At 68.8% G+C, this 12,311-nt stretch carries 9 protein-coding genes and 2 tRNA genes; 3 read left to right on the top strand and 8 right to left on the bottom strand.

The genetic code is table 11. The features are described 5' to 3' along the window. The first annotated feature begins 311 nt into the window (after nt 1–311). From V3N99_11500 to V3N99_11490, 3 genes are all read left to right on the top strand, one after another. Nucleotides 312–1,487, top strand: coding sequence for a serine hydrolase domain-containing protein (locus V3N99_11500; GenBank protein MEO3937369.1), 1,176 nt, complete (start codon nt 312–314; stop codon nt 1,485–1,487). Nucleotides 1,488–2,335: 848 nt separating this feature from the next. Continuing rightward, nucleotides 2,336–2,674, top strand: a complete 339-nt coding sequence (locus V3N99_11495; protein ID MEO3937368.1) for a hypothetical protein — start codon at nt 2,336–2,338, stop codon at nt 2,672–2,674. Continuing rightward, complete coding sequence (locus V3N99_11490) at nt 2,560–2,970, top strand: tyrosine-type recombinase/integrase (protein ID MEO3937367.1); 411 nt, start codon at nt 2,560–2,562, stop codon at nt 2,968–2,970. The genes V3N99_11495 and V3N99_11490 overlap by 115 nt, the downstream gene beginning before the upstream one ends. Before the next feature lie 220 nt (nt 2,971–3,190). Here the strand turns inward: V3N99_11490 and fdhA are convergent, their stop codons facing one another. The 8 genes from fdhA to gyrB all read right to left on the bottom strand — a co-directional run bounded on the left by fdhA (nt 3,191) and on the right by gyrB (nt 11,945). Then, a complete protein-coding gene (fdhA, locus tag V3N99_11485; protein MEO3937366.1) occupies nt 3,191–4,405 on the bottom strand; it encodes a formaldehyde dehydrogenase, glutathione-independent in 1,215 nt (404 codons plus the stop codon). A gap of 134 nt (nt 4,406–4,539) precedes the next feature. Continuing rightward, a complete protein-coding gene (locus V3N99_11480; protein ID MEO3937365.1) occupies nt 4,540–5,322 on the bottom strand; it encodes an MIP/aquaporin family protein in 783 nt (260 codons plus the stop codon). Nucleotides 5,323–5,951: 629 nt separating this feature from the next. Next, a tRNA-Ala gene (locus V3N99_11475) sits at nt 5,952–6,027 on the bottom strand. Between the two features lie 30 nt (nt 6,028–6,057). Continuing rightward, on the bottom strand, nt 6,058–6,189 hold the full coding sequence (locus V3N99_11470; GenBank protein MEO3937364.1) for a DLW-39 family protein: 132 nt from the start codon (nt 6,187–6,189) through the stop codon (nt 6,058–6,060). 28 nt (nt 6,190–6,217) lie between these two features. Beyond that, nucleotides 6,218–6,294, bottom strand: a tRNA-Ile gene (locus tag V3N99_11465). A gap of 231 nt (nt 6,295–6,525) precedes the next feature. After that, complete coding sequence (locus V3N99_11460; protein MEO3937363.1) at nt 6,526–7,119, bottom strand: DUF3566 domain-containing protein; 594 nt, start codon at nt 7,117–7,119, stop codon at nt 6,526–6,528. Beyond that, nucleotides 7,116–9,809 (bottom strand): DNA gyrase subunit A, encoded by a 2,694-nt coding sequence (gene gyrA / locus V3N99_11455; GenBank protein ID MEO3937362.1) that lies wholly within the window; start codon nt 9,807–9,809, stop codon nt 7,116–7,118. The genes V3N99_11460 and gyrA overlap by 4 nt, the downstream gene beginning before the upstream one ends. Before the next feature lie 42 nt (nt 9,810–9,851). Continuing rightward, entirely contained in the window at nt 9,852–11,945 is a 2,094-nt protein-coding gene (gyrB, locus tag V3N99_11450; GenBank protein ID MEO3937361.1) for a DNA topoisomerase (ATP-hydrolyzing) subunit B, read from the bottom strand. Nucleotides 11,946–12,311 lie beyond the last annotated feature (366 nt).

Raw genomic sequence — 12,311 nt, 5'->3', positions numbered from 1 at the left:
CCCCCACGACGGCCAGCCCGCCCTTGAGCTCGGGGTCGAAGCGGGGTCGCGCCACTGCACTCATGCACCGCTCCTTCGCACCCGGGTAGGCCGTCGGGGAGAGGCGCTGCGCCTGCGACGGTGAGGGCACGGTAACCCGTCGACGCGTGAGTTGGCGAGGGGCCTGGCGGGTGCGACGGTGCGGACCCGCCGGATGGCGGGTCCGGCGACGTGAACTGCGCTGGTCTGCCGGTGGTGCGCCGCCGACCCCTGGGGCACCGTGGGTGCCAGAGGCCACGCAACGGTGCGGGCCCGCGCTCGAGGAGGATCACATGACCCGGACCATCGACGGCAGCGCCATCGACGCGGTGCTGAGCAAGGCGGTCGAGCGGGGAGCGGTGCCGCACATCGCTGCCATCGCGGCCGACGCGGACGGCGTCTTCTACGAGGGCGGCGCCGGGGTGCGCATCGCGGGGGAGTCCGACGACCCGGTCGGCACCTCGACGCAGTTCCGGATCATGTCGATGACCAAGATGGTCTGCACGGCGGCCGCGCTCCAGCAGAAGGAGAGGGGCGAGCTCGACTTCGATGCCCCGGTCGAGCAGTACTGCCCGGAGTTCGCCGACGTCATGGTGCTCGACGGCTTCGACGGTGACACCCCGATCTTGCGGGCTCCCGCGAGCAAGGCCACGGTCCACCAGCTCGTCACCCACACCAGCGGCCTCGGCTACTGGTTCTGGAACGCCGAGCTCGTAAAGTACGAGGCCGCGACGGGAATCCCCAACGTCGTGCCCGGCTCGGCTGAGGCCTTCAAGGCGCCGATGCTCTGCGACCCCGGCACGCGGTTCAACTACGGCATCAACACCGACTGGCTGGGCAAGGTCGTCGAGGCGGTCGCCGGGACGACCCTCGACGAGGTCATCCGCACCGGCATCACGGATCCGCTCGGCATGCCCGACACCGCGTTCCGTCTCGACGACGCGCGCCGGGCCAACGCCGTCACGGTCCACGTCAAGGGCGAGGACGGGGCGTGGGTGTCGGCCGGCGGCATCCTCAACGAGAGCCCCGACTGGTGGCCCGGAGGCCACGGCCTCTACTCCACGCCGAGGGACTACATCCGCTTCGAGCGGGCGCTGCTGCGCGGCGGCGAGCTCGACGGCGTGCGCATCCTCGAGGCGGCCACGGTCGACGCCGCCTTCTCGAACCAGATCGGAGACCTCGACTTCCCCGCCGAGATCCCCACGGCCGACCCGCCCATCACCGACACGTTGTATGCCGGGCCCGGCCAGAAGTGGGGCTACGGCCTCCTGCTCAACACTGCTGACGCCCCCGGCGGTCGGCGGGCAGGCACCGGCGCCTGGGCTGGGCTCTTCAACACCCACTTCTTCATCGACCGCGCCACCGGGGTGTGCGCCTCCATCTACACGAACTCGCTGCCCTTCATCACCCACGACGACGCCTGGAAGACCTACGTCGAGTTCGAGGAGGCGCTGTACGCGGCGCTGTAGTGCCAGTCCCCCACGACGGCTTCGTCAGCGCTGTAGGAACACACCCGGCCAGGCGGCGTGTTCCTGTGGCACTGCCGTACCGTCGTGGGGACGGGGACGGCCCTCCCGCCGGAGCGGAGAGGGCCGGTGACCTGCGGTTCCTGATGGTGGAGCCAAGGGGACTCGAACCCCTGACCCCCTGCTTGCAAAGTCTGGGGATGGCCGGCGGTCAGGCTCGCGTAAGCGCAGGTCAGGGCGTTACAGGGCGCTCGACGACGGTGATCGCGTACCCCACTGCCGTACTTCTCTGGGGTACGGCGGTGAGGCCCAAGCGGGACAGGCCGGAAGAGGAGCACTGGTGGCACCACCGCGGTCAGCCGGGCGGCGCGCAGGGGCTTCCTTCGAATCGTCTCAGACCCACCGGTCCAGGACCCCCGAGGGTGTCCGGCAGTACAGGTCCTCCCGAGCAGGCCCGAGCCGAAGTCTCACACGGCATCTCATGAGCAATTTTGGCCGGTGGCTCTGTTGTCACGGACGACCCGTGGCCCGCAGTTTCGCCGCCGGCGCCCTGTTTGCGGCGCGCCAGATCGCCAAGTCGCCACGGTATACGGGAAGACCCGGCCGGAGGTGCACGCGAAGTGGCTGAAGCTGCACGAGCAGGCTCGGCGCGGCCCCATGGTGCCGGTCTCGCCCCGGCTGGGGGACTTCCTCGAGCGGTGGCTGGCCGAGACGGTCCGCCCGGGCCTCTCGCCGGCCACCGCCAGTAACTACGAGCTGTTCGTCCGGCTCTACATCGTCCCCGACCTCGGTGACCGCAAGCTCGAGAAGCTGGCCGTGCGTGACATCCAGCCTGGGTCGACGAGCTGCGCATGCGGTGCCAGTGCTGCTTCCAGGGCAAGGACGCGGCTCGCCCTACGCCTCAGTGCTGCGCCATCGGTCGCTGCTGCCACGAGGTCGCCTCGGAGTGGACGGTCCACCAGGCGTGGCGGGTGCTGCGGAGCGCCCTGACCCAGGCCATGCGCGAGGAGGTCGCCTTACGCAACGTCGCCGCGTTGGTGCGGGTCCCGGTGCCTCGGGCGAAGAAGTCGACCGTGTGGTCGGTCGACGCCTCAGACGCCCCGCTGCCGCTGCCGACGATCGCAGCGCAGGCCCTCGAGCGGCACCGCGTCGACGAGAGCCGTCGGCGCCTGGCCGCCGGCGACATGTAGGGGACTGCGGGCTCGTCCTCACGACGCGCCTCGGTGAGCCGATCGATCCTCGCCACTTCCACCGCGCGTTCAAGACCCGAGCCGAGAAGGCCGGCGTCCCGGTCGTCCCCGTGCACGCCACGAGGCGGACCTGCGCGAGCCTGCTCTTCGCCCTCGACGTCCACCCGCGGGTGGCCATGGCGGTGCTGCGCCACAGCCGCATCGCCATCACGATGGAGATCTACATCCAGGTCTCCTCGACCTCCACGCGGGAAGCGCTGAGGCTGCTCGGCGGCGAACTGACCGGGACCCCGTGAGCGTCAGTCGCCTCGGCGGGCCTGTCGAGATCAACCGATCACCATGCACCTGACGCTCGTGGTGTTGGCTATCGCGGTCGCCTTCTTCGACAACCCACGCTGCAGCCGACCGAGCGCAGGAACGATGCGGGTCGCGACCCGATGTGGCCCACGACGACGGACCGCAGAACGGGAGACGGACCTCGAGTGGGTCCGTCTCCCGTCCGTCCCCGGTGCGCCGCTAGGCGACCATCCCGTGCGGGTCGAGGATGTACTTCTTGGCCGCGCCGCTGTCGAAGTCGGCGTACCCCTGCGGTGCCTCATCCAGCGGGATGACGGTGGCGTTGACCGCCTTGGCGATCTGCACCTTGTCGTTGAGGATCGCCATCATCAACCCGTGGTTGTACTTCATGACCGGGCACTGGCCCGTGGTGAAGGACAGCGACTTCGCCCAGCCGGTGCCGAGGCTGAGGGATAGCGCGCCGACCTTTGCGGCCTCGTCGATACCGCCGGGGTCACCTGTGACGTACAGGCCGGGAATACCGAGCGCCCCGCCCGCGGCGGTGACCTGCATCAGCGAGTTGAGCACAGTGGCCGGGGCCTCCTTACCGGCCCCCTCACCGTGGCCGCGGGCCTCAAAGCCGACGGCGTCGATGCCGCAGTCGACCTCAGGAACGCCGAGCAGCTGCTCGATCTGGGCGCTCGGGTCTCCCTTGGACACGTCGACGGTCTCGCAACCAAAGCTGCGGGCCTGAGCAAGCCGATCGGCGTTGAGGTCGGCCACGATGACGACGGCCGCCCCCAGCAGCTGCGCTCCGACAGCGGCGGCCAGGCCGACCGGACCGGCGCCTGCGACGTACACGGTGGAACCGGCCTTGACGCCTGCCGTGACGGCGCCGTGGAAACCAGTGGGGAAGATGTCCGACAGCATGGTCAGGTCCTTGATCTTCTCCAGGGCCTGGTCGCGGTCCGGGAACTTCAGCAGGTTCCAGTCGGCGTAGGGGATCATCACGTACTCCGCCTGACCGCCGACCCAACCACCCATGTCGACGTAGCCGTATGCCGCGCCGGGGCGCGCCGGGTTGACGTTGAGGCAGATCCCGGTCTTTCCCTCCTTGCAGTTGCGGCACCGTCCGCAGGCGATGTTGAACGGGACTGAGCAGATGTCGCCCTTCTTGATGAACTCCACGTCCGGTCCGACCTCGATGACCTCGCCGGTGATCTCGTGCCCGAGGACGAGGTTCTCCGGCGCCGTGGTGCGGCCGCGGACCATGTGTTGGTCGCTGCCGCAGATGTTGGTCGAGACCACCTTCAAGATCACCCCGTGGTTGCACTTGCGGCCGATGTTGGCCGGGTTCACCCCAGGTCCGTCCTGCAGCTCAAGCTTGGGGTACGGGATCTCCTGGACCTCGACCTTGCCGGGTCCGATGTACGCGACCGCCTTGTTTCCTGACATGTGCTGGTTCCCTTCTAGGACAAACGTGTGTTCGGCCGCTCCTGCGACCGGGGAGATTCGCTTCGGGTTTTCGTCCCGGTCTACACCTCCTTCAATCCCGGGCTGCGCCGGGAGCCGCGGCCTCGTACAAAGCCTCAGACGCGAGTCCCGACGACCTCGCCGTGGGTCCCTTGTGCCTCCGGCCGTTCCGTCTCATCCGCCTCCGCAGCGAGACGCGGACGCGCGACCAGGTCGTGGGAGACGGCCGCAGCCAGTCCGCCGAGCAGCGAACCGATGACGTACGCCGGGTACTGGCTCCAGACGACGTGACCGCCGAACAGGGCCGCGGCCACGTTGGGCCCCAGGGCACGCGCAGGGTTGACGGCCGCACCGGTCAAAGGTCCGAAGACCAGCACCAGCGTGGTGACAGACAGCCCGAGCATCCAGCCTGCCCAGCCGGCGGGAGCCCGGCGATCGAGCGCCAGCGCGAAGATCGTCAGGACCAGGAGAAAGGTAGCCACCGCCTCGCAGGCAATTACCTGCGTGTAGCTGACGCTGGGTCCGAACGCGACGCCGCCGACGTTACCGCGGTCCACTGCGGCTCTACCGAACGTCGCCACGATCAGCAGCCCGACCAAAACGGATCCGACCAGCTGTGCGACGACGGATGGGGCGACGTCACGCCAAGGGAAGCGCTTGGTCACAGCAAGCACCACCGTCACGGAAGGATTGATGTGGGCCCCCGACGTCGACCCGAACGCGTAGATCACCCACGCCACGACGAGCCCGAACGACACCGAGATCATGCCCAGGCCGGCATAGTCCAGGGACCCCATGCCGACCGTCAGAGCGGCGACCACCGAGCCCGGACCGAAGACCATCAGCAAAGCGGTGCCGATCAGGTCAGCCGAGCAACGACGTGTCAACGAGCTGTCCATCAGCGCCTCCAGGGGATGGCGGTTGCGCAGGACATCGTCCGACGACCACCTTGTCGTTCACGTGATGCAGAAGGAGAAGAGACTCGAGCGGGGAGTGTCGCCTGCATGCGACTGCGCTTCGTCGAGAGTGTTGCCTGTGGGCCAAGACCTTGTCAAGGCCCTCCGGATCAGCGTCTCCAGCCGTCACTCACTTTCACGTCGGTAGGTGTACAACGCCGACGTCGGGGGATTCAGGAGAATCGGTGACCTCTCACCAACCAAGGTCAGTCGTGCAACGACCGGGGGCGGGTGCGGCATTTCATTCTCCGAGAACGTGTCCCGCAGAGAGCCCTTGGGGTGATGTATCGACCGGCAGGTGGAGGTCTCGCGGGAGTCGGTCGGGCGGTCGTCATGGGGTCGTCGGCCGGATGCACCGGGGAACCCATGGGTCTAGGCAGACCACCACCGTTGGTGGACGGCTGGCTGGCGCTGGTACGCGCCGGAACGGGGCGACCCCGAGGGGGTAGGTGATGATCTCCGCGTCGCCGCGGGCATGGTCAACGAGTGGCAGCGGCAGTACTTCAGTGGGGTACGGACACGGCGAAGGCCCTCCCGCCTGAGCGGAGAGGGCCTGTGACCTGCGGTTTCTCTGGTGGAGCCAAGGGGACTCGAACCCCTAACCCCCTGCTTGCAAAGCAGGTGCGCTACCAATTGCGCCATGGCCCCGTGCCCGCGAGCGGGCGGTGTGATCGACGGTCAGCCGGTGGACCGCACGTCATCGGTCGCCTCAGCCCAGAGGTCCTGCTCGGCCTTCTGGTCGCGCAGCTTCTTCTGGATCACCACAGCGCCGACCGCGGTGGCGGCCACGGCCAGGAGCTTCTTGAGCATGCGTGCCTCCTGGGTGCTGGCGTGGCGATGGTGGGCCTAGGAGGACTTGAACCTCCGGCCTCTTCCTTATCAGGGAAGCGCTCTAACCGTCTGAGCTATAGGCCCTCATCGAACGGGATCGGACCGCAAGCGCGGTGCCGATCCGGAGCGCCAGACTACCTCACCGTGCCGGGCCCAGCCAAAACGCTGGCGGCCACGGGGCGCGTGACTGCGACACGCAAGCGCGCTGCATACGGCTTCAGGTGACGTCGTATGCGCGCGTGTGGCGACGTGAGGGCCGCATACGGCTTCACGTGACGACGTATGCGCGCAGCCGGCCCGCGCCGCCCGCGCTGGTCAGTCGTCGGTCAGCGTGAGCTGCAGGCCACCGACGAGGGCCGACGAGATGTTGTAGAGGAACGCCGCGAGCGTGGAGATCGCCGTCAGGAGCACGATGTTGATGACCCCGAAGACCACCGACAGCGAGATGACCCGGCCGAAGCCGATGTAGTCCATGATCTCGAAGCTGGTCGTGCTGCTCGAGAGCAGCTCCTTGATGATTCGGTCGATGTCGGCGAAGACGCCCATGCCCGAGAGCACGAGCCAGAGCACCATGGTCACCACGACGCCCGCGATGCCGGCGGCGACGGCCAGCAGGAACGACAGCTTCATCACCGACCACGGGTCGACGCGGGCCACCGCGAGCCTGACCCGGCGGGCGGCCTGCGGCCTCCGGGGCCGGGCCCCCACCGGTCGGGTGCCCGGCTTGGCACCGGGACGAGAGGGCGGGGTGCCGTTGCGGGGAGTCTGACCTCCGGCGGGGCGGGCCGTCTGGCCCGACACCGGCCGGGCGCCGGGCACGGTCGACGTGGAGCCGGTGGCGCCCGACGTCGGGCGTGCGGTGCTACCCGCGGGGCGACGGGGGTTGTTGCCCTGGCCTGTCGTGCTCACTCGGTGCCTCCATCGCTGTCGTCCGGCTCACCGGACGCGTCGTCGGTCGCGGGCGGCGTCTCAGACGGTACGCCATCGACGTGTGGCTCCGCTGGGACTCCGTCGTCCTCGACCTCGACGACCCGCTCCGTGTTGCGGGCGACGGCGACGATCGAGTCGCCCGGGTCGGGGGCCGCGAACTTCACACCCATGGTGTTGCGACCGGTGCGGCGCACCTCGTCGACGCGCGAGCGCACGATCTTGCCCTTCTCCATCACGACCATGACCTCGTCGTCCTCCGAGACGATGAGCGCGCCGACGATGTCGCCGCCGCGGTCGGAGACCTGGGCGACCCGCACCCCCAGGCCGGCCCGGCCCCTGACGGGGTAGTCGCTCGAGGCAGTGCGCTTGGCGAGGCCGTTCTCGAAGACGACGAACAGGTCAGGGTCCTCACCCGACGTCACGACCGACATCGACAGCAGGCGGTCGTCCTCACGGAACTTCATGCCCGTGACGCCGCTCGTCGCCCGGCCCATCGGCCGCAGCGACTCGTCGGTGGCGTGGAAGCGCACCGACTGGCCCTTGCGCGAGACCAGGATGAGGTCGTCGTCGCCCGACGCGAGGCCGGCGCCGATCAGCTCGTCGCCGTCGCGCAGGTTGACCGCGATGAGCCCGCCCGTGCGGGGTGAGTCGTACTCCTCGAGCTTGGTCTTCTTGACCAGCCCCCGCTTGGTCGCGAGCACGAGGTAGGGAGCGTCGTCGTACCGCGTGATGTCGAGCACCTGCGCGATCTGCTCGCCCGGCTGGAAGGCCAGCAGGTTGGCCACGTGGGAGCCCTTCGCGTCGCGCCCGGCGTCGGGCAGCTCGTAGGACTTCGCCCGGTAGACCCGGCCGTGGTTGGTGAAGAACAGGAGCCACGAGTGGCTCGAGGTCGTGAAGAAGTGCTCGACGACGTCTTCCCCACGCAGCTGCGCGCCCTTGACGCCCTTGCCGCCGCGACGCTGCGAGCGGTAGAGGTCGACCTTGGTGCGCTTGGCATAGCCGCCCCGGGTGATCGTCACGACGACGTCCTCCTCGGGGATCAGGTCCTCCATCGACATGTCGCCGTCGCTGAACTCGATCTTCGTGCGCCGGTCGTCGCCGTACTTCTCCACGATCTCGGCCAGCTCGCTCGAGACGATGTCGCGCTGACGCAGCGGCTTGGACAGGATGTCGCGGTAGTCGTCGATGTCGGCCTGGAGCTTGTCGTGCTCCTCGATGATCTTCTGCCGCTCGAGGGCCGCGAGCCGGCGCAGCTGCATGTCGAGGATCGCGCGGGCCTGGATCTCGTCGATCTCGAGCAGCGCCATCAGTCCCTCGCGGGCGATCTCGACGGTGTCGGAGGCCCGGATGAGGGCGATGACCTCGTCGAGCGCGTCGAGCGCCTTGAGGTAGCCGCGCAGGATGTGGATCTGGTCCTCGGCCTTGCGCAGGCGGAACTCCGTACGGCGGCGGATGACCTCGATCTGGTGCTCGACCCACAGCCGGATGAAGGCATCCAGCGGCAGGGTGCGCGGCACCTCGTCGACCAGGGCGAGCATGTTCGCGCCGAAGTTGGTCTGCAGCTGGGTGTGCTTGTAGAGGTTGTTGAGCACGACCTTGGCGATGGCGTCGCGCTTGAGCACGATCACCAGGCGCTGACCGGTGCGGCCACTGGTCTCGTCGCGGATGTCGGCGATGCCGGCGAGCTTGCCGTCCTTGACCAGCTCCGCGATCTTCTGCGCGAGCGCGTCGGGGTTGACCTGGTAGGGCAGCTCGGTGACGACCAGGCACTGCCGGCCCTGGATCTCCTCGACCGAGACGACCGCCCGCATGCTGATCGAGCCGCGGCCCGTCCGGTAGGCGTCCTCGATGCCCTGGCGGCCCATGATGAGCGCGCCGGTGGGGAAGTCGGGGCCCTTGATGATGCCGAGGAGCGCCTCGAGCAACTCTTCGCGGGGCGCGTCGGGGTGGGCCAGCGACCACTGCGCCCCGGCGGCGACCTCGCGCAGGTTGTGCGGAGGGATCTGCGTGGCCATGCCGACGGCGATGCCGGAGCTGCCGTTGACCAGCAGGTTGGGGAAGCGGGCGGGCAGGACCGTCGGCTCCTGCGTCTTGCCGTCGTAGTTGTCGCGGAAGTCGACGGTGTCCTCGTGGATGTCGCGGACCATCTCCATGGCCAGCTGCGCCATCCGGCACTCGGTGTAGCGCGGGGCCGCGGCGCCGTCGTTGCCGCGCGAGCCGAAGTTGCCCTGGCCGTCGACGAGCGGGTAGCGCATCGTCCAGTCCTGCACCAGGCGCACGAGGGTGTCGTAGATCGCCGTGTCACCGTGCGGGTGGTACTGCCCCATCACGTCGCCGACGACGCGCGAGCACTTGTTGTAGCCGCGGTCGGGTCGGTAGCCCCCGTCGTACATCGCGTAGATCACGCGACGGTGCACCGGCTTGAGACCGTCGCGCACGTCGGGCAGGGCCCGGCTGACGATGACCGCCATCGCGTAGTCGATGTAGGAGCGCTGCATCTCGGTGTTGAGGTCGATCGGCTCGACCCGGTCACCGGTGGTCAGCTGCTGCGACGCCTCGAGGTCCTGCGGGCTGATGCCGTCCGGCGCGTCCATGGTGCCGTCGTCGGGCTCCTCAGGCGTGTCCGGCGCCTCGGGCGCCTCGAGCGTCTCGGGCGTCTCGTCGTCGATGGGGGGCTGCTCGTCGCTCACTGAAAAGTCCTTGGCCTAGGTCTAGATGTCGAGGAAGCGCACGTCGCGCGCGTTGCGCTGGATGAAGCCACGACGCGACTCGACGTCCTCACCCATGAGGATCGAGAAGATCTCGTCGGCCGAGGCGGCGTCGGCGAGGGTCACCTGCAGCAGCGTGCGGGTGTCGGGATCCATCGTCGTGTCCCACAGCTCGTGGTAGTTCATCTCGCCGAGACCCTTGTAGCGCTGGGTCGAGTTGTCCTTCGGCAGCCGCCAGCCGCGGGCGCGACCGTCGGCGATGAGGGCGTCGCGCTCGCGGTCGGAGTAGGCGAACTGGTGCTCGACGTTGCTCCACTTGATGCGGTAGAGCGGTGGCTGCGCGAGGTAGACGTAGCCGGCCTCGATCAGCGGGCGCATGAAGCGGAAGAGCAGGGTCAGCAGCAGGGTGCGGATGTGCATGCCGTCGACGTCGGCGTCGGCCATCAGCACGATCTTGTGGTACCTCGCCTTGGCGATGTTGAAGTCCTCGCCGATGCCGGTGCCGAAGGCGGTGATGAGCGCCTGCACCTCGTTGTTGGCGAGCACCTTGTCGATGCGCGCCTTCTCGACGTTGAGGATCTTGCCGCGGATGGGCAGGATCGCCTGCGTGTGCGGGTTGCGGCCCTGCACCGCCGAGCCGCCGGCCGAGTCGCCCTCGACGATGAAGACCTCCGACAGGGACGGGTCCTTGCTCTGGCAGTCCTTGAGCTTGCCCGGTAGGCCGCCCGACTCGAGCAGACCCTTGCGGCGGGTCGACTCGCGGGCCTTGCGGGCCGCGATGCGCGCGGCGGAGGCCTGGATCGCCTTGCTGACGATGTCCTTGCCCTCGCGCGGGTGCGCCTCGAGCCAGTGACCGAACGCGTCGGTCATCGCCCGCTGGACGAAGCCCTTGACCTCGGAGTTGCCGAGCTTGGTCTTGGTCTGGCCCTCGAACTGCGGCTCACCGAGCTTGACGCTAATGACGGCGACCAGGCCCTCGCGGATGTCGTCGCCCGTGAGGTTCTCGTCCTTGTCCTTGAGGTAGCGCCCGGCGCGGGCGAAGTCGTTGACCTGCTTGGTCATCGCCGCGCGGAAGCCCTCCTCGTGGGTGCCGCCCTCGTGGGTGTTGATGGTGTTGGCGTAGGTGTGGACCGACTCGGAGTAGGCCGTCGTCCACTGCATCGCCAGCTCGAGCGAGAGCGACCGGGCCACGTCCTCGACCTCGAACGCGATGATGTCGGGGTGGATCGGCTCGGAGCGCTTCGAGCCCACGAGGTGGGTCACGTAGTCGACCAGGCCGTTGTCGTAGCGGTAGGAGATCTTGCGCTTGCGGGTGCTCCGGGCGGGGGTCGTCGACCCGGCGGCCGTGCCCGTCTCCGGCTCCTCGACCGTCTCGACGCCATCGGCCTGGGGGGTGCCGAAGTCGTCGAGGCCGCCCAGGTCGTCGACCGGCGCCTCGTCGACCCGCTCGTCGACGAGGTTGATGCGCAAGCCCTTGTTGAGGAAGGCCATCTGCTGGAAGCGGGCCCGGATGGTCTCGAAGTCGTAGTCGACCGTGTCGAAGATGGCGGCGTCGGCCCAGTAGGTGATCGTCGTGCCGGTCTCGTCGCTGTCGCCGACGACCTTGAGCGGCTCGACCGCGGCGCCGTAGTCGAAGGCCATCTCGTAGACGTGGCCCTTCTGGCGCACCGCCACCTCGAGCCGGGTCGAGAGGGCGTTGACGACCGACGACCCGACGCCGTGCAGACCGCCGGAGACCTTGTAGCCGCCACCGCCGAACTTGCCGCCGGCGTGCAGCTGGGTGAGCACGAGCTCGACCGCGGAGATCTTCTCGATCGGGTGGATGTCGGTCGGGATGCCGCGGCCGTTGTCCGCCACCGTCACGCCGCCGTCGGAGCGCAGCGTCACGTCGATGGTGTCGGCGTAGCCGGCGAGCGCCTCGTCGACGGCGTTGTCGACGATCTCCCAGATCAGGTGGTGCAGGCCCCGGGGACCCGTCGACCCGATGTACATCCCCGGGCGCTTGCGCACGGCCTCGAGACCCTCGAGGACCTGGATGGCGGTGGCGTCGTAGGCAGGAGCAGCCGTCTCGGGGGCCGGGGAGCCGCTAGCAGCCAAGGCATCGACGGCAGCATCGACGGCAGCATCGACGGCAGGGGTGGGGTCGGGCTGCGGGTCGGCCTCGGTCACGGTGCTCCTAGATCGGGTGGGCGTTGCGCATGCGCTCTGCGCAACAGGCGGCCGTCACGCGAGTGATCCCGCGTCGCAGCCGTCGTCACCCCCCAGTCTAGTGGTCGGGGACGGCGGAGACGGCATCAGGAGGCCCCCGTATGCCGTCCTGCCGCGAAATGAGGGCCTCTGCCGTGTCGGGGGTCGCACCAGCCGCCCTGCGAGCGGCTGTGAGGCTGCGCGTCGGCCGCTCCCTACCGTGCAGAGGATGAATCAGTCCCGAGATGTCCACAGGCTGTGGATGAGTGTGGACAA

This window comes from Dermatophilaceae bacterium Soc4.6, assembly GCA_039889245.1.
GTDB lineage: Bacteria > Actinomycetota > Actinomycetes > Actinomycetales > Dermatophilaceae > Lapillicoccus.
Note: the sequence above shows the minus strand (reverse complement) of the source record. Positions and strands in the feature narration are given on the sequence as shown.